Origin of the sequence: Streptomyces sp. NPDC101132, from assembly GCF_044759225.1 — a bacterium.
Lineage (GTDB): Bacteria > Actinomycetota > Actinomycetes > Streptomycetales > Streptomycetaceae > Streptomyces.
This window is the reverse complement of sequence record NZ_JBIVYX010000009.1, coordinates 23,832-40,850: the sequence shown is the minus strand read 5'-3', so window position 1 is coordinate 40,850 and position 17,019 is coordinate 23,832. Positions and strand designations below refer to the sequence as shown.

16 protein-coding genes are annotated in these 17,019 nt (G+C 75.0%); 9 read left to right on the top strand and 7 right to left on the bottom strand.

Annotated elements, in window-relative coordinates:
• Positions 1 to 41 precede the first annotated feature (41 nt).
• On the bottom strand, positions 42 to 770 hold the full coding sequence (locus ACIQUR_RS21415) for a TetR/AcrR family transcriptional regulator (RefSeq protein ID WP_403666372.1): 729 nt from the start codon (positions 768 to 770) through the stop codon (positions 42 to 44).
• 94 nt (positions 771 to 864) lie between these two features.
• Between ACIQUR_RS21415 and ACIQUR_RS21410 the strand changes: the two genes are divergently transcribed.
• The gene (locus ACIQUR_RS21410; RefSeq protein WP_403666369.1) at positions 865 to 2,499 is read left to right on the top strand and encodes an amidohydrolase; all 1,635 of its coding nucleotides are present in this window, start codon (positions 865 to 867) and stop codon (positions 2,497 to 2,499) included.
• Positions 2,500 to 2,529: 30 nt separating this feature from the next.
• On the opposite strand, the gene ACIQUR_RS21405 is transcribed toward ACIQUR_RS21410, so the two are convergent.
• On the bottom strand, positions 2,530 to 3,681 hold the full coding sequence (locus ACIQUR_RS21405) for a LacI family DNA-binding transcriptional regulator (protein ID WP_403666366.1): 1,152 nt from the start codon (positions 3,679 to 3,681) through the stop codon (positions 2,530 to 2,532).
• Positions 3,682 to 3,812: 131 nt separating this feature from the next.
• Here ACIQUR_RS21405 and ACIQUR_RS21400 point away from each other — a divergent pair, with 131 nt between their 5' ends.
• From ACIQUR_RS21400 to ACIQUR_RS21380, 5 genes are read left to right on the top strand one after another with little or no spacing between them, the layout of a single operon-like run.
• Positions 3,813 to 5,456, top strand: a complete 1,644-nt coding sequence (locus tag ACIQUR_RS21400) for an ABC transporter substrate-binding protein (protein ID WP_403666363.1) — start codon at positions 3,813 to 3,815, stop codon at positions 5,454 to 5,456.
• Entirely contained in the window at positions 5,453 to 6,406 is a 954-nt protein-coding gene (locus tag ACIQUR_RS21395) for an ABC transporter permease (RefSeq protein ID WP_403666360.1), read from the top strand. Before ACIQUR_RS21400 ends, ACIQUR_RS21395 begins: the two co-directional genes overlap by 4 nt.
• Positions 6,403 to 7,305, top strand: a complete 903-nt coding sequence (locus tag ACIQUR_RS21390; RefSeq protein WP_403666358.1) for an ABC transporter permease — start codon at positions 6,403 to 6,405, stop codon at positions 7,303 to 7,305. Before ACIQUR_RS21395 ends, ACIQUR_RS21390 begins: the two co-directional genes overlap by 4 nt.
• Positions 7,306 to 7,310: 5 nt before the next feature.
• On the top strand, positions 7,311 to 8,294 hold the full coding sequence (locus tag ACIQUR_RS21385) for an ABC transporter ATP-binding protein (RefSeq protein WP_403666356.1): 984 nt from the start codon (positions 7,311 to 7,313) through the stop codon (positions 8,292 to 8,294).
• Positions 8,291 to 9,121 (top strand): ABC transporter ATP-binding protein, encoded by an 831-nt coding sequence (locus tag ACIQUR_RS21380; protein ID WP_403666353.1) that lies wholly within the window; start codon positions 8,291 to 8,293, stop codon positions 9,119 to 9,121. The genes ACIQUR_RS21385 and ACIQUR_RS21380 overlap by 4 nt, the downstream gene beginning before the upstream one ends.
• A gap of 60 nt (positions 9,122 to 9,181) precedes the next feature.
• On the opposite strand, the gene ACIQUR_RS21375 is transcribed toward ACIQUR_RS21380, so the two are convergent.
• Positions 9,182 to 9,811: a cysteine hydrolase gene (locus ACIQUR_RS21375; RefSeq protein WP_403666350.1), complete on the bottom strand. Its 630-nt coding sequence runs from the start codon at positions 9,809 to 9,811 to the stop codon at positions 9,182 to 9,184.
• Between the two features lie 89 nt (positions 9,812 to 9,900).
• Here ACIQUR_RS21375 and ACIQUR_RS21370 point away from each other — a divergent pair, with 89 nt between their 5' ends.
• Positions 9,901 to 10,359: a pyridoxamine 5'-phosphate oxidase family protein gene (locus ACIQUR_RS21370; protein ID WP_403666347.1), complete on the top strand. Its 459-nt coding sequence runs from the start codon at positions 9,901 to 9,903 to the stop codon at positions 10,357 to 10,359.
• 98 nt (positions 10,360 to 10,457) lie between these two features.
• Here the strand turns inward: ACIQUR_RS21370 and ACIQUR_RS21365 are convergent, their stop codons facing one another.
• Positions 10,458 to 11,366 (bottom strand): LysR family transcriptional regulator, encoded by a 909-nt coding sequence (locus ACIQUR_RS21365; RefSeq protein ID WP_403666344.1) that lies wholly within the window; start codon positions 11,364 to 11,366, stop codon positions 10,458 to 10,460.
• Positions 11,367 to 11,440: 74 nt separating this feature from the next.
• Between ACIQUR_RS21365 and ACIQUR_RS21360 the strand changes: the two genes are divergently transcribed.
• Positions 11,441 to 12,424: a DMT family transporter gene (locus ACIQUR_RS21360; RefSeq protein WP_403666342.1), complete on the top strand. Its 984-nt coding sequence runs from the start codon at positions 11,441 to 11,443 to the stop codon at positions 12,422 to 12,424.
• Between the two features lie 69 nt (positions 12,425 to 12,493).
• Here the strand turns inward: ACIQUR_RS21360 and ACIQUR_RS21355 are convergent, their stop codons facing one another.
• On the bottom strand, positions 12,494 to 13,825 hold the full coding sequence (locus ACIQUR_RS21355) for an aminotransferase class I/II-fold pyridoxal phosphate-dependent enzyme (protein WP_403666339.1): 1,332 nt from the start codon (positions 13,823 to 13,825) through the stop codon (positions 12,494 to 12,496).
• Between the two features lie 37 nt (positions 13,826 to 13,862).
• Between ACIQUR_RS21355 and ACIQUR_RS21350 the strand changes: the two genes are divergently transcribed.
• Positions 13,863 to 14,522 carry a pyridoxamine 5'-phosphate oxidase family protein gene (locus ACIQUR_RS21350; protein WP_403666337.1) on the top strand — a complete coding sequence of 220 codons (660 nt, stop codon included), beginning with the start codon at positions 13,863 to 13,865 and terminating at the stop codon, positions 14,520 to 14,522.
• Positions 14,523 to 14,660: 138 nt separating this feature from the next.
• Here ACIQUR_RS21350 and ACIQUR_RS21345 read toward each other — a convergent pair whose 3' ends face one another.
• Together ACIQUR_RS21345 and ACIQUR_RS21340 are read right to left on the bottom strand one after the other, a co-directional pair.
• On the bottom strand, positions 14,661 to 15,749 hold the full coding sequence (locus ACIQUR_RS21345) for a DMT family transporter (protein WP_403666334.1): 1,089 nt from the start codon (positions 15,747 to 15,749) through the stop codon (positions 14,661 to 14,663).
• Between the two features lie 180 nt (positions 15,750 to 15,929).
• Positions 15,930 to 16,997, bottom strand: a complete 1,068-nt coding sequence (locus ACIQUR_RS21340; protein WP_403666332.1) for an EamA family transporter — start codon at positions 16,995 to 16,997, stop codon at positions 15,930 to 15,932.
• Between the last annotated feature and the right edge of the window lie 22 nt (positions 16,998 to 17,019).

The window sequence follows — 17,019 nt, the reverse complement described above, 5'->3', positions numbered from 1 at the left end:
AAGGCGTCCGCGCTGCCCCGTGGTCCCACTGTTTCCCCAGTTCAGGCCGGGTTCTGCCGCTCCTCCGGGTCCGGTGCCGGCAGCCGCGCCGCGGCCGCGTCCAGCAGCAGTTCCAGGGCGAACGGGTAGGCGCTGCCGCGCATGTCGGCGGCGAGCAGCGGGAAGGTGGCCGCGATGTTCGGGTGGGTGTCGGGCGACAGCTTCCCGTACACCGCGTGCCAGACGTCCTCGTCGGCCTCCCGCGCCTGAGGGGGCAGCGCCAGGGCGGCGGCCTCCTGGGCGGCGAAGGCCAGCGCCTGGTCGACGAAGGCGTGGTACAGCCGCACGGCCAGCGGGTCGGGGAAGCCGGCCCGCCGCAGCACCCCGAGGATCGCCTCGACGGCGCGGGTCTCGTACGCGCGGCCGGTCGTGCGGTGGGCCGCGAGCGCCGCGGCCCGCGGGTTGGACTGGTACGAGGCGAGGATCCGCAGCCCGATCGAGCGGAGGTCGGCGCGCCAGTCGCCGGTCGGCCGCCAGCCGTCCTGGGCGCGTCCGACGAGTTCGTCGGCGATGGCCAGAAGCAGTGCGTCGGTGTTGCGGAAGTACCGGTAGATCGCGCTCGGGTCGGCGCCGAGTGCCGCACCGAGCCGCCGTACGGAGAGCGCGTCCGCGCCGTGCTGCGCGACCAGCCGCAACGCCGTGTCGACGATCAGCTGCGCGGAGAGCAGGGCGCCCTGCTTGGTGGGCCTGCGGCGCCGCCGCTGTCCCTCGGGAACCACACGTTCGGCCATGGCCGGAACCTTATGACAACACCATTGACGTGTAAACGGCCGTCCCGCTTCCATGGCGTCCACCTCAACGACACCTCACGTTCTGGAGCAGCCCATGACCCAGGCCGATCTGGTCTTCACCGGCGGGCCCGTGTTCACCGCCGACCCGGCCCGCACCCGGGCCACCTCGCTCGCCGTCGTCGGCGACCGGATCGCCGCCGTCGGGCACGACGAGGTCCGCGAGCTCGTCGGACCGGGCACCGAGGTCGTCGACCTGCGCGGGAAGCTGCTGGTCCCGGGCTTCCAGGACGCCCACGTGCACGCCGTGTACGGCGGGTCCGAGCTGGCCGAGTGCGACCTCTCCGGCACGGTCGGCGTCGGGGAGTACCTGGAGCTGGTCCGGGCGTACGCCGACGCGCACCCGGACCGCACCTGGATCACCGGGGGCGGCTGGTCCATGGAGAGCTTCGACGGCGGCCTGCCCACCCGCGCGCTGCTCGACTCCGTGGTGCCCGACCGCCCGGTGCTGCTGGCCAACCGGGACCACCACGGCGCCTGGGCCAACACCCGCGCCCTGGAACTCGCCGGGATCACCGCGGACACGCCCGACCCGGCCGACGGGCGCATCGAGCGCGAGCCGGACGGCACGCCCAGCGGCATGCTCCAGGAGGGCGCGACCGCGCTGGTCTCCCGGCTGGCCCCGGCCAGCACGCCCGCCGACCGCCTCGCCGGCCTGCTGCGCGCCCAGGAACTGCTCCACTCCCTCGGCATCACCGGCTGGCAGGACGCGCTGCTCGGCCCCTTCAACGGCAAGCCCGACCCGTCGGACGCCTACATGACGGCGGCCCGGGACGGTTCGCTGACGGCCCGGGTGACCGGCGCCCTGTGGTGGGACCGGGAGCGCGGCGGCGAGCAGGTCGAGGAACTGGTGGCGCTGCGCGAGAAGCTGAGCCACGGCAGGTTCCGCGCCGGCTCGGTGAAGATCATGCAGGACGGCATCGCCGAGAACTTCACCGCCGCCATGACGTCCCCGTACCTGGACGGCTGCGGCTGCGCCACCGGGAACAGCGGCCTCAGCTTCGTGGACCCCGACGCCCTGCGCGGGTATGTGACCGCGCTCGACGCCCTCGACTTCCAGGTGCACTTCCACGCGCTGGGCGACCGCGCGGTGCGCGAGGCGCTGGACGCGCTGGAGGCCGCCGTGGCCGCCAACGGGCACCGCGGCAACCGCCACCACCTCGCGCACCTCCAGGTCGTGCACCCCGACGACCTCCCCCGCTTCGCCCGGCTCGGCGCGATCGCCAACATCCAGCCGCTGTGGGCCGCCCACGAGCCGCAGATGGACGAGCTGACCATCCCGTTCCTGGGGCCCGAACGCTCCGCCTGGCAGTACCCGTTCGCCTCCCTGGTCGCCGCCGGCGCCACCCTGGCCGCCGGCAGCGACTGGCCGGTGAGCAGCCCGAACCCCATCGAGGGCATCCACGTCGCCGTGAACCGGCGGAACCCGGACGCCGCCGACGGCCGGGTGTTCCTGCCGGAGCAGCGCCTCGACCTGCCGACCGCGCTGGCCGCGTACACCGCCGGCACCGCGCACGTGAACGGGCTGGACGACACCGGCAGCCTGCGCGCCGGGCACCTCGCCGACCTGGTGGTGCTCGACCGCGACATCCTCACGGCACCGCCGGAGGAGATCGCCGAGGCCCGGGTGGAGCGGACGTACGTCGGCGGCGCCCTCGTCCACGGGAGCTGACCCGCCGTGTCCCGCCGACCGCCGGCCGGCTCACCCCGCGTCCGGGCGCAGCGAGGACGCCCGTACCTCCAGGGAGGTGGGCACCAGCACGCCCGACGGTTCCTCGCGGCCCTGCTCCAGCGCGGCCACCAGGAGTTCGATGCCGGCCTCGGCGATCTCGCGGGGGCGCAGGCTGAGCGTGGTCACCGGCGGCACGGTGTGCGCGGCGGTCTCGTCCTCGCTGACGCAGACCACCAGCAGGTCGCCGGGCACGTCGTAGCCGTGGCGGCGGGCCGCGTCCAGCACCAGGGGCGGGCTCGCCTCGGCGACGACGAGCAGCGCGTCGGGCCGGCCGGCGGCTTCGGCGGGCAGCGCGTCGGGCCGCCCGGCGGCACCGGAAGCGGGCGCGGCACCGCCGGCCGGATCCGGGGCCCCGCCCGTACGGTCCCCTCCCCCGGCCAGCACCGCCTCCACGGCCCGCACCACCGGTCCGTTGCCGATCTCGCCGGCCAGTCCGGTCCGTTCCGGCACGCCGTGCTCGGCGCACCAGCCGCGGTAGCCGGCCAGTGCCCCGGCGTGGAAGCCGGTGGTGCTGTCCGGCAGGACCATCGCGGGCCGGCGGGCCCCCTGCCCCGCGAGGTGGTCGAGCACCTCCCGGACGGCCCGCGCCGCGTCGACGTCCACCCAGTGGGCACCCGGCCGCCCCTCCACGGAGCGGTCGCTGAACACCGGGATCCGGGCGGCGAGCAGGTCCTCGACGATCCGGTCGTCGGCCACCGGGTCGGCGACGATCACGGCGTCGAGCGGCAGGTCGCCCCACTCCTGCTGGAGCGAGCCCGAGGGCAGCAGCACCAGGGCGTAGCCCCGGCGGAGCGCCGCGGCGGCCGTCGCGCTGGTCAGCTGTGCGAAGTACGGCGACTCCAGGAAGGTCCAGGGGGCGCCGGCGAACTCCCCCACGACGTACCCGATCAGCCGGGCCCGTCCCGCGCGCAGCTGGCGCGCGGTGGCGTTGGGCCGGTAGCCCATCCTCCGCGCGGTCTCCCGGACCCTCTCCCGGACGGCCGGCGAGAGCCGCCCCGTGCCGTTGAGGGCCGCCGAGACGGTGGTCTTGGACAGGCCCGCCTCGCGGGCCACGTCGACGAGCCGGACGCGGGGCGGATTGGGCGGCGAGGTGTGCCCGCCGGGCCGTGCAGCTTCGGTCATGAGGCCGATGCTGCCACCCTCGCGACCTGCGCAAAACCGTTCCCGCAAGGCCTTGTGCGGGAACGTTCCCGCATCAATACTCGCTCCATCCCCCAGCGCCCGTCACTACACCCGTAAAGGGGTGGGTCCCCATGCGCATGCCCAGAGCCCTGACATCGCTCCTCTGTACCGCGGCCCTCGCGGCCACCGCCACCGCCTGCTCCGGCGCCGAGAACCCCGCAGGAACCGGGACCGGCACCGGCCCCGCCTTCCAGGTCACCCCGACCTCCGCGCCCGCCAAGGGCCCGCTGGACTCCCTCACCTGGTCCCTGTACGCCGAGCCGTACACCCTCGACTACGCGCTCGCGTTCGACTACCCGCCGAACACCGTGCTCGCCAACGTCTGCGAGCAGCTCCTCCGGGTCACCCCCGAGGGCAAGCTCGAACCGGGCCTGGCGACCGGCTACCGGCAGACCGACCCGCGCACCGTGGTCTTCACCCTCCGCCCCGGCGTGAAGTTCCACGACGGCACCACCATGACGGCCGACGACGTGGTCGCCTCCCTCAAGCGCCACATGGACCCCGCCACCGGCTCCCCGTGGACCTCCTCCTTCAAGCGCGTCAAGGCCGTCGAGAAGACCGGCCCGCTGGAGGTGACCATCCGCCTCAACCGGACCGACGTGCTGCTGACCGAGCTGATGGCCGCCTCGCCGGGCACCGTCGAGAGCGCCGCCACCCTCGCGAAGTACGGCAAGGACTACGGGACCCCCAAGGGCTCGGTGAACTGCACCGGCCCGTACGCCCTCGACACGTGGGCGCAGGGCGACAGCATCACCCTCAAGAAGAACCCGGCCTACTGGGACCCGAAGCTGACCCCGAAGACCGGCACGGTCCGCTTCACCTTCATCGAGGACTCCGCCGCCCGCACCAACGCCTTCCTCTCCGGCACCGCCGACGGCGGCTACCTGGTGCCCTCCACCTCCTACGGGCAGCTCAAGTCCAGCGGCAAGGGACAGCTCCTGTTCGGCCCCAACACCGCCGCCGCCGACCTCTCCGTCCTCAACTACGAGGGCACCCTCGGCGACCTCAAGGTGCGCCAGGCCCTCTCCCTGGCCCTCGACCGCAAGGGGATCATCAAGGCGGCCGCCGGCGGTGTCGGCGTCCCGGCCAAGGCCCCCGCCGCACGCGGCGCCTGGTCGCTCGTCCCGGAGAAGACGGCCGGCTACTTCGACGCCCTGCCGGAGCCCGAGTACGACGTCGAGAAGGCGAAGAAGCTGATCGCCGAGGCCGGCGCCAAGGGCAAGAAGCTCGTGATGGTGACCAGCCCGCTCGCGGCCGAGATCAGCGTCGTCGCCAACGCCGTCCAGGCGGCCGGCCGGCAGATCGGCCTCGACGTCGAGCTGAAGACCGTCGCGCCCGACGCGTACAGCTCCCTCTTCGTCGACCCCAAGGCCCGCGCCGGCTACGACCTGCTGGTCACCAACGGCTACATCAACACGCCCGACCCGCTGGAGTTCTACCAGTACCTGCGCACCGGCGACTTCGGGAACTACGGCAACTGGTCCAACGACGAGTTCGACTACGTCTTCGACCGCGCCAACGCCGAGACCGACCCGGTCAAGCGCTCGGACCTCACCGCCCGGCTGCAGAAGATAGCCATGGCCGAGCTGCCGGTCATCCCGCTCTACGAGGCGCCGTACCCGGTCTTCCTCGGCAAGCGGATCACCGGCGCCCCCACCGGCATCCAGCAGCTGTACTACCCCTGGGCCGCGACGATCGGGGCGGCGCAGCCATGACCCGCTACCTCGTCGGACGGCTCCTCGGCCTGGTGACGGTGCTGTTCGTGACCTCGCTCCTGGTCTTCGGCGCCCTCCACCTCGCCCCCGGCGACCCGGTGTCCTTCCTGCTCCACGGCCGCCCCGCCACCCCGGAGACGGTGGCCGCGCTGCGCGACCAGTACCACCTGGACGAGCCGCTGCCCGTGCAGTACGCGAAGTGGCTCGGCGGCGTCCTCCAGGGCGACTTCGGCCGCTCCGCCCAGTACCACCAGGACGTCGCCGGCCTGCTCGGCTCCCGGCTCCCCGGTACCGCCCTGCTCGTCGGGTACGCCGCCCTGCTCGTCACGGTCCTCGGGGTGGGCGCGGGCCTCCTCGCCGCCCTCCGCCCCGGCGCCGCCGACCGGACCGTGCTGCTCGGTACCGGCGTGGCCACCGCCACCCCGTCGTTCGTCACGGCCATCGCGCTGGTCTCGCTGTTCTCCGTACAGCTGGGCTGGTTCCCCGGTCCCGGCGGCACTCCGGAGGGGTTCGGCGACCGGCTGTACCACCTGACCCTGCCGGCCTTCGCGCTCGCGCTCACCTTCGCCGGCCTGCTGGCCCGGGTGACCCGCTCCGCGATGCTGGACGAGCTCGGCCGCGACCATGTCGAGGTGGCGCGCGCCCGCGGGGTCGCCTCCCGGGCCGTGGTCCGCCGGCACGTGCTGCGCAACGCGCTCGCCCCGGTCGTCACGGTCGGCGGCACGCTGCTCGCGTCGCTGCTGATCAGCACCTCGATCGTGGAGACGGCCTTCGACGTCCCCGGCATCGGTTCGCTGCTGGTGCAGTCCGTGACGGCCAAGGACTTCGCCGTCGTGCAGGCCGTCACCCTGCTCAGCGTGACGGCGTTCGTCCTCGTCAACCTCGTCGTGGACCTGGTCGCCCCGCTCATCGACCCCCGGCTGTCCCTCCACGGGGAAGGCACGTCATGACCCTCACCGCACCCCCGGCCGCCGGCGCCCCCGGCGACGCGCTGCGCCGCCGGCCCGGCCTGCGCGGGCTGCGCCGGCTGACGGCCCTCGGGCAGGGCCCGCTGTTCACGGCGGCCCTGACCGTACTGGCCCTGCTCGTCCTGGTGGCGCTCCTCGCACCGGTGCTCGCCCCGTACGACCCCGAGGCCGTCGACCTGTCGGCCAGCCTCGCCGGCACCTCGGGCGACCACCTCCTGGGCACCGACCAGTCGGGCCGCGACATCCTGTCCCGGCTGCTCCACGGCGCCCGGACCGGCCTGCTCGGACCGCTGCTCGTGGTCGGCGTCTCGACCCTGCTGGGCACCCTGCTCGGCGTGGTCGCGGCCTGGCGCGGCGGCTGGACCGACACCGTGCTGTCCCGCTCGATGGACCTGGCCTTCGCGATACCCGGCCTGCTGCTGGCCATCCTGCTGGTCGCCGTCACCGGCCCCGGGATGACCGCGCCGGTGATCGCCATGGCCGTCGCCTACACCCCGTACGTGGGACGGCTGGTGCGCGGCATCGCCCGGCAGGAGAAGGCCCGCCCGTACATCGAGTCGTACCGCGTGCAGGGCTGGTCGGGCTGGACGATCTGCCTGCGGCACCTGCTGCCCAACATCGCGCCCACCGTCTTCGCCCAGTCCGCGATGAACTTCGGGTACGCGCTGATGGACCTGGCCGCGCTGTCCTTCCTCGGCTTCGGTGTGCAGCCGCCCACCGCCGACTGGGGAGCCATGATCAACGAGGGGCAGGCCGCGATCCAGCAGGGCGCGATGCTGCCGGCCCTCGCGCCGTCCGTGTGCATCGTCCTGGCCGTCGTGGCGTTCGGTGTCGTCGGCGAGGGGCTCGCCGACCGGATCGCGAGGCGGGAGGAAAGGTGAGCACCATGAACGACCGGACGCCGGCTCCGGTGCTGGAGATCGACGGGCTGGGCATCAGGCTGCCCGACGCCAGGGCGGCCCGCCCCATCCTGGACGGCGTCAGCCTGCACGTGCGCCCCGGGGAGACCGTGGGCCTGGTCGGCGAGTCCGGCTCGGGCAAGTCCGTGGCCTGCCGCAGCGTCCTCGGCCTGCTGCCCGCCGGCGCCTCGGCGAGCGGCGCGGTCCGGGTCGGCGGCCGGGACGTCCTGACCATGAACCGCGCCGAACTGGCCGCCCTGCGCACCCGCCGGGTCTCCATGGTCTTCCAGGACCCGCGGGCCTGCGTCAACCCGCTGCGACGGGTGGGCGACTTCCTCACCGAGGGGCTGCGCGCGGCCGGGGTGCCGGCGGCCCGCGCCACCGCCCGGGCCGAGGAACTGCTCGACGCCGTCGGCATCCGCGACCCGCGCGGCGCACTGCGCCGCCACCCGCACCAGTTCTCCGGCGGGATGCTCCAGCGCGTGGTCATCGCCGCAGCCCTCGCGGGCGAGCCGGACCTGATCGTCGCCGACGAGCCGACCACCGCCCTCGACGTCACCACGCAGGCGGAGATCATCTCGATCCTCACCCGGCTGCGGGCCGAACGCGGCACCGGGCTGCTGTTCGTCACGCACGACCTGGAGCTGGCCTCGGCCATCTGCGACCGGGTGTACGTGATGTACGCGGGCCGGATCGTCGAGACCCGCGGCACGGACGAGCTGTTCGACCGGCCGCGCCACCCGTACACCGCCGGGCTGCTCGCCTGCACCCCGCGCATCGAGGCCGGCGCCCCCGCCCCGCGGCCCATTCCCGGCCGCCCGGTCTCGCTGGCCGAGGCACCTCCCGGGTGCGCCTTCGCCGCGCGCTGCGCCCACGCGCTGCCGCGCTGCTCGGCGGAGACGCCCGTACTCGCGCAGCACGGCGGTGGTTACGCCGCGTGCCACCGCGCCGACGAAGGGATCACGCTGTGACCACTCCACCGAAGGCGCCGGCGGCCCCCCGCGGGCTGGTGGTCGAGGGGCTGTGCAAGCGGTACGGGGACCACGCCGCGGTGGACGACGTGTCGTTCACCCTGCCGCCCGGGGGCTCGCTGGCCCTCGTCGGCGAGTCCGGCAGCGGGAAGACCACGACGGTACGGATGCTGGTCGGCCTCGAACACCCCGACGCGGGCGCGGTCTCGCTGGACGGCCGCGACCGCTCGGCCCGCCCGCGCGGCCGTGCGGGCCGGCTGGCGCGGGCCCGGGAGATCCAGATGGTCTTCCAGGACCCGTACCTGTCGCTGGACCCCCGGGTCCCGGTGGCCGGCTGCGTCGACGAGGTGCTGCGCCTGCACACCACGCTCGACGCCGCCGCCCGCCGGGCCCGGGTGACGGAACTCCTGGACCAGGTCGGCCTCGGCGAGCGGGAGGCCACGGCACTGCCCCGCCGGCTGTCGGGCGGCCAGCGGCAGCGGGTGGCCATCGCCCGCGCCCTGGCCGTCGAGCCGCGGGTGCTGGTCCTCGACGAGGCGGTGGCCGCGCTGGACGTGTCCGTCCAGGCCCAGATCCTGGACCTGCTGGCCACCATCCGCCGGGAGGCGGGGGTGGGCTACCTCTTCGTCACCCACGACCTCGCCGTGGTGCGGCACATCGCGGACGAGGTGCTGGTCCTGAAGTCGGGACGGGTCGTGGAGTCCGGGCCCACGGGCCGGGTGCTGGACGCGCCGGAACACCCGTACACCCGGCTGCTGCTGGGCTCGGTGCCGCGGCGCGGCTGGGACCCGTCCGCCGCGGCTCCGGTCAGGCGAACGCTGGGCTGACGGGCGCCGGGCCGACGGGCGCCGGGCGCCGGGCCGAGGAGCCGAGGGGATGCCGGCTTGCTACGCCTTCCAGCAGCCCAGGACCTCCTCGGTGGTCGCGACCGTCGCGACCAGGGCCAGCGAGTGGCGCAGCACCTGCGGGGCGTAGTCGGCCGGTACGCCCGCGATCGCGTCGGAGGGGACGACGACCGTGTAGCCGAGGTTCACCGCGTCGAACACGGTGTTGGGGATCGCCACGTTGGCGGAGACCCCGGTGACCACGAGGGTGCGGCAGCCCAGGTTGCGGAGGAGGGGGTCGAGGTCGGTGCCCGCCATGGGTGAGAGCCCGTGCAGCCGCCGGACCACCAGGTCCGCCTCGGCCACCGCGATCGGGTCGGCGACCTCGACGGCCCGGGTGCCGGTGAGCTGCTGGACGGGCAGCCTGCCGGCGGCCCGGAAGAGCCGGGCGTTGCTGTTGGCGCCCCGCCCGTCGGGGCGCCGCTCGGCCACGGCGTGCACCACCTGCACCCCGGCCGCGTGCGCGGCGTCGACCAGGGCGGCGATCCGGTCCAGGGCGCCGGACGAGCGGGCCGCCCCGGCGAGTTCGGGCAGCGCGCTCTCCTCGCCCACGACGCCCCGCTGGCACTCCACGGTGAGCAGCACGGTGGTGGCGGGGTCGAGCTGGCCGGCGAGGCGGTCGTTCCCTGTCATGGCACTCCCTGGGGTGCGTGCGTTGCGCGGCGCGGGAAGAGGCCCCATGCTTCCTGACACATAGTCAGATGTGAAGGGGTGGAGTGCAGATGGACGCCACACAGCGGCGCGGCCGCCGGATCATGATGACGGGCGCGGAACTCGACGCGTTCCTGGCCGGGCAGCGCACGTGCCGGGTGGCGACGGTGTCGGCGGACGGGCGGCCGCACGTCGGCGCGCTCTGGTTCGCCTGGGACGGCACCGCGCTCTGGCTGTACTCGATCACCCGCAGCCGCCGCTGGTCGGACCTGCGCAAGGACCCCCGGGTGTCGGTGGTGGTCGACGCGGGCGAGGAGTACGCGGAGCTGCGCGGCGCGGAGCTGTCCGGCAGCGTCGAGTTCGTGGGCGAGGCACCGCGGACGGGCGAGCCGAACCCGGAACTGGAGGCGCCCGAGAGGCTGTTCGCGGCGAAGAACTTCGGCCTGGAGTCGATGCCGCACGACGGCCGGCACGCCTGGCTGAAGCTGGTCCCGGAGTCCATCGTGACCTGGGACTTCAGCAAGATCTGACGGGGGCCGGGGCCGAGCCGATGCGGGCCGCACCCGCCTCGGCCACGCCGCAGGCCGGTCGGCCGCGGAACGAGAACCGCCCGCCGCCCGCGCCCACGTCAGGCGGCGGCGTGCCGCGCCCCGGACGCCCGCAGCGCGTCCACCGCCGCCCGGATCGAGGGGCGGCGGTCGGCGTCCGCCCGCCACACCACATAGATGTGCCGGCGCACGGCCTCCCGCACGGGCAGCAGCCGCACGCCGGCCGGGACCGGGCCGCGCCCGAGCCGGGGCGTCACGCACACGCCGAGCCCGGCGGCCACGAAGGCCAGCTGCGTCTGGTGCTCCTCCGCGATGTGCCGGATCCGGGGCTCGATGCCCTCGCCGCGCAGGGTGAAGACCAGCCACTCGTAGCAGAACTGGCCCTCGTTCCAGGAGATCCAGTCGTCGTCCGCGAAGTCCGCGAGGTCCACCGCGGGACGGTCCGCGAGCAGGTGGGTCGCGGGCACCGCCACGTCGGCCGCGTCGTCGAGGAGGTCCGCCCGCACCAGCTCGCCGGGCACCGGCATCCGCTTGTTGTACCAGTCGATCGCGACGGCGAGGTCGAGGTCGCCGCGGACCACCGCGGCCATGCTCTCCTCGGGCTCCAGCTCCCTCGTCAGCACCCGCAGTTCGGGGTGCTCGGCCCGCAGCGCGCACAGCGCGTCCGGGAACAGGCCGCGCAGGGCGGTCGGGAAGGCGCCCACCCGCAGTTCGCCGACCGCGCAGCCGCGCTGCGCCTCGACGTCGGCCTGGGCCAGCTCGACCTGGGAGATGATGCGGGCCGCGTGGTCGGCGAGCAGCCGGCCGGCGTCCGTGAGCCGGACCCCGCGGCCGTTCTTGACCAGCAGCGGCTGGCCGACCTCGCGCTCCAGCTTGGCCATCTGCTGGGAGACCGCCGAGGTCGTGACGTGCAGACCGCCCGCCGCGCCGCTGACCGAGCCGTGGCGGGCGAGGGCGTCGAGGGTGCGCAGGCGCTCCAGGTTCAACATGTAAGCGATCCTACGCTTTCAGGTCCAAGAATTCTCGCTTGTCCTAAGAAGTTGAGCGGGCCAGAGTGATGGTCATGAGCGCACCCGCAGCCCCCCGCCCCCTCGCCTCACCCCCCGCCACCCCCTCCCCCACGACCGTCGCCACACCCGACGCGCCCGCCGCCCCGCGCCGGCGGCGGCTGACGGACTGGCGCGTCCGCTTCGCGGTGCTCTCGGTCGTCTGGGGCTTCAGCTTCCTGCTGATCAAGGTGGGCACGGAGGCGTACGCACCGCTCCAGGTGGCCTTCGGCCGGGTGCTCTTCGGTACGGCCGTCCTGGGCGCCGCGCTCGCGCTGCGCCGGGAGCGGCTGCCCCGCGGCCTGCGCACCTGGGGCCACCTGACGGTCGCGGCCCTGCTGCTCAACGCGCTGCCCTTCACGCTCTTCGCCTACGCCGAGCTGACCATCCCCTCCAGCCTGGCGGGGATCTGCAACGCCACCTCTCCCCTGTGGGGCATGGTCCTGTCGCTGGTCGCGCTCTCCGAGGACCGCCCGACCCGGCGCCGGTTCGCCGGCCTGGTGATCGGCTTCCTCGGCGTCCTGACGGTGCTCGGCGCGTGGCAGGGCTTCTCGGGGCTGGACGCCAAGGGCACCGCGATGGCGCTGCTGGCCAGCCTGAGCTACCCGGTGGGCTGGATCTACGTACGCCGCACCCTGGCCGGCCGCGAGGGCTCGCCGCTCGCGATGACCGGGGCGCAGCTGCTGCTGGCGACCGTGCAGCTCGGGGCGCTGCTGCCGTTCTTCACGTCGGCACCGTCGGGGCTCCCGCTCTGGCCGACGCTGTCGGTGGTCGCGCTCGGGGCCCTGGGCACCGGTTACGCGCTCCAGACGCAGTACGGGCTGGTGGCCGAGATCGGCCCGACGACCGCACAGATGGTCACGTACTTCATCCCGGTGATCGCCACCGCGGCGGGCGTCCTCGCCCTGGGCGAGGACCTCACCTGGAACACCCCGGTGGGCGCGGCGATCGTCCTGACCGGCGCGTTCCTCACCCAGAGCCGCCCCCGCCCGACCCGCTGACCACGCCGCGGGCGGGGCGCTGGCGGTCCGCGGCCGGCCCGCCCGCGCGGCCGCACGCCGGTCGGCGCGTCAGTCGTACCGCACCCCCCGCGCGGGGCGGACGGCCTCCGCCACCGCGTCCGCCAGCGGCTCGACGTCGGCCGGTGTGAGGGTGGAGACGGTCAGGCGTACGCCCGGCGGCGAGGCAAGCCGGAACCGCGCGCCCGGCGCGACCGCCCAGCCGGCCGCCAGCAGCCGGGCGACCGCGGCGGTCTCGTCGGGCACGGGGACCCATACGTTGAGCCCGCTGCGCCCGTGCGCCCGCACCCCGCGCCGCGCCAGCGCCACCACCAGCGCGTCGCGCCGCTCCGCGTACGAGCGGGCCACCTGTACGGGATCCACCGCCCCGCTCCGCCACAGGTCGACCACCGCGTACTGGAGCAGCCGGCTGACCCAGCCGGGCCCGAGCCGGTGACGTCCGACCACCCGGTCCAGGGTCTGCGGGTCCCCGGTGAGCACCGCGAGCCGCAGGTCGGGCCCGTACGCCTTGGCGGTCGAGCGCACCATCGCCCAGGACCGGGTGGCTCCGGCGAGCGGGTGCACCGGCTCGTCCACGATCGCCTGCCCGTGGTCGTCGTCGATCACCAGCACGTGCGGGTACCGCGACAGCAGCTCCCGCAGCTCGGCCGAGCGCGCGGCGCCGATGACCGCGCCGGTGGGGTTCTGCGCCCGGTCGGTGACGATCAGCGCCCGCGCCCCGCGCTCCAGCGCGACGGCCACCCCGGCCGGGACGGGCCCCTCGTCGTCCACCTCGACCGGCAGCACCCGCAGGCCCATCGCCGGCACCAGGTCCAGCAGGCTCCCCCAGCCCGGGTCCTCGATCGCGACCGCGTCACCCGGCTTCACGTGGGCGGCCAGCACCCGCTCGATCGCGTCGAGCGAACCCGAGGTCACGGCCACCGGCCCCGGAGGCACCCCGTCGTCCTCGAAGGCCGCCCGGGCCCGCTCCGCCAGCTCGGGCAGCACGCCCTCCTCGCCGTAGAGGCCGGGGTGTGCGTCGTGGTGCCGGGCCGCGGCCGCCAGCGCGTCCGCGAGCCGGGGCAGCAGGGCGGCGTCGGGGTTGCCGTCGCCGAGGTCGCGGGTGCCCGGCGGCCCTTCCACCCGCAGCGATTCCCGCGGGGTGGTGGCGGGCCGGGCGCGCACCCTGCTGCCCCGGCGGCCGTCGGTCTCGATGACCCCGCGCTCGCGCAGCGTGCGGTAGGCGGCGGCCACGGTGTTGGGGTTCACCCCGAGCCGGGCCGCCAGTTCGCGCATGGGCGGCAGCGGTTGGTTCGGCGCGAGCTCTCCGGTGGAGACACCGTGCTCGACGCTGGCGGCGATATCCGATGCGCCCCGACCTGTGATTGTGTACTCTCCTAGCACAAAGCCGAGTATGCACTAGTACAAAGGATTTCCGCAAATGCGCAACGCCGCCTACGCCCCCACCGAGCGCACCGTTCCCACGCGTTCCGCGCAGCGCGCCGCGTACGACCGCGAGACGGTGCACTCCATACTCGACACGGCCTACGTCTGCCACCTCGGCTTCGTCCGCGACGGCGCGCCGGTCGTCCTCCCGACGCTCTACGCCCGGGTGGGCGAGACGCTGTACGTGCACGGCTCTACCGGCTCCCGCCCGGTGCGGATGGCCGGTGCCGCCGACCCCGGCCTGCCGGTCTGCCTGACCGTGACCCACGTCGACGGCCTGGTGCTGGCCCGCTCCGCCTTCCACCACTCCATCAACTACCGCTCGGTCGTGGTGCACGGCACCGCACACCGGGTGACGGACGAGGCCGAGCGCCGGACGGCGCTGGACGCGCTGGTCGACCACGTGGTGCCGGGCCGCTCCGCCGACTCCCGCCCGGCCAACGCCAAGGAGCTGGCGGCCACGGCGGTGCTGCGGCTGGAGCTGGACGAGGTGTCGGCGAAGATCCGTACCGGCGGCCCGAACGACGACGCCGAGGACCTGTCGCTCCCCTACTGGGCCGGCGTCGTCCCGGTCGCCCCGGCGTACGGCACCCCGCTGGCCTCCGACGACCTGGACCCGGCGGTCGCGCTGCCGCCGTACCTGGCCCGCGCCTGACGGGTCGCGGCCCGGTACGCGGAACCGGGCCGGTACGGGCGACGCGCCGCCGCACGGGGGTGGGCGGCGCGTCCCCGGGGCCGCCGAGGTCGCCGGACGGCACGCACGCACGCGCGCCGTCCGGCGGTCCGGACCCCGCTACGAACGCACCGCGTCCCGCCCCTCGGCCGGTCCGGCGTCCGCCCCGGCGCCCGCCCGGGCAGGGTGCGCCGGCCGCCGCGCCTCGCTCGCGGTGAGCGCCCCGACGGCGGCGAGCAGCAGCAGCGTCCCCGCGACGGTGGCCCCGGTCAGCCGCTCCCCGAGCCCGAGCACCGCGATGGCGGCCGCGCTCACCGGCTCGATCAGCATGATCACGGACACGGTGGCCGCCGGTACCCGGGCCGCCCCGGTGAAGTAGAGCGCGTACGCCAGTGCGGTCGGCACCGCCGCCACGTACACCAGCAGCCACACGACCCGGCCCGGCGCCTCGGTGTGCGGCAGCAGCCCCTCGGCGAGGGCGAGGGGCAGCAGCGCGACGGTGCCGACGGCGAGCGACCAGGCGGTCGTCACCAGCGGGTCGCCCGCCAGGCCTGAGCGGCCGAGCCTGCGGGTCTGGAGGGTCATCCCCGCGTACGCCGCCCCGGAGACCAGCGCCCAGACCACCCCGGCCGGCCGCACCGTGCCGCCGCCGCTGCCCAGCACCAGCACGATCAGCCCGGCGAGCGCGCCCGCCACGGCGAGGGCACCGCCGAGGCCGAGCCGCTCACCCGTCCACCACCGTGCCCCGAGCGCGATCAGGACCGGACCGGCGCCTAGGGTGACCACGGTGCCGACGGCCAGGCCGGTGCTCTGGACGGCGGCGAAGTAGGCGGCCTGGAACAGGGTGAACAGCGCACCCGTGAGGATCATCCGGCGCGCTCCGGGACCGGGCGCGGCGGACCGCCGGGGCCGTACGGCCAGCACCCCGAGCAGCAGTACCAGCCCGCCGGCGCAGCGCCAGAAGGTGAGGGCCAGCGGACCGAGGTCGCTGGCCAGGAAGAGCAGGGAGGCCGCCGCGCCGGCGGTGCCCCAGGCGGCGCCGGCGACGACGAGGGCGAGCAGACTCCGCCCGGCCGGGACGGAACCGGAACCGGACGTGGCGCCGGAGCCGGAAGGGGAACCGGCGGGGGCGCCACCGGCGGACGCCGGGGCGGGCCGGGAACCGGCCGGGGAAACGGACAGGGCAGGGGAATCCTGCAGGTTCGACATGCGTACTTCTCCGCTGAACGGCGGGACAGGGACGAGGATGGGCGTCGCGAGTCCGTCGCGCGGGCAGCGTCAACCGGCCCGGGGACGCCCCCGGGCGGAAAACCCGATCTCTCGGCCTGACCAGGCCGCCCGCGCTAGGCGGCCGGCGGAGAAAGCACGGTCGAATACATGGTCGCCACCCTAGGTGGCCTTCGCGCCCGGGTCCAGCACGCGCCCGTCCAGCCCGGCACCGTCCAGCCCGGCACCGTCCAGGTCCCCGCCGGCCGTCCCGGCGTCCGGCAGCGGGCCCGGCTCCGACACCACGACCACCGGACCGCCCTGGGCCACCGGCTCCGCCGGGGCCCCCGCGGACCGCGCGGTCTGGGCGATGAAGGCACCGCACAGCACCAGCGCACCGCCGACCACCTGCGGTGTGGACAGCTGCTCGCCCAGCAGGATCCAGGCGAACACCACGGCGGTGACCGCCTCCAGGAACGCCACCACGCCGGCGACCTGCGGGGAGAGCCTGCGCACCGACACCACGCCGGTGACGTACGCGAAGCAGGTGGCGACCAGCACGACCCAGGCCAGCAGCAGCCAGGCCGGGACCGCGGTGCCGTCCATCGACGCCTCGCCGCCCAGCACCTGCCAGTCGAGGTTCCAGGGCCGCGCGACGACGGTCAGCACCAGCGCGCCGACGATCATCCCGTACGCGATCACGCCGAGCGGGTCGGGCGCGTCCTCGCCGGCGGAACCCTGGTCGGCCAGGATGAAGTAGCAGGCCTGGCAGCAGGCCGCGGCCAGGCCGAGCAGCACGCCGAGCGGGTCCAGGCTCAGGCCGGCCCAGATCTCGACCACGAAGGCCAGGCCGGCGACGGCGATGGCGGCCCCGCCCGCGGCCGCGCGGCTCACCGGCTTGCGCTGCACGAAGCGGATGTAGCCGAGCAGCAGCGCCGGGCCGAGGTACTCCAGCAGCAGCGCCACGCCGACCGGGATCCGGGAGATGGAGGCGAAGTAGAAGGCCTGGACGCCCGCGACGGCGAGCAGCCCGAAGCCCGCCAGCAGCGCGGGTTTGCGCAGCACGAGGTCACGGTGGCGCCAGGCCAGCGGGGACAGCACCAGTGCCGCCCCGGCCACCCTGAGCCAGACCATGTGGAGCGGGTCCAGACCCGCCTCGATCAGCGGCTTTGCCGCCACACCGGAACCACCGAACGCGAGCGCCGAAACCAGGGCCAGGCCCAGTCCGGCGTTTCTCCCAGACGCTTGCATCCGGCCATCATGACAGCCTCCG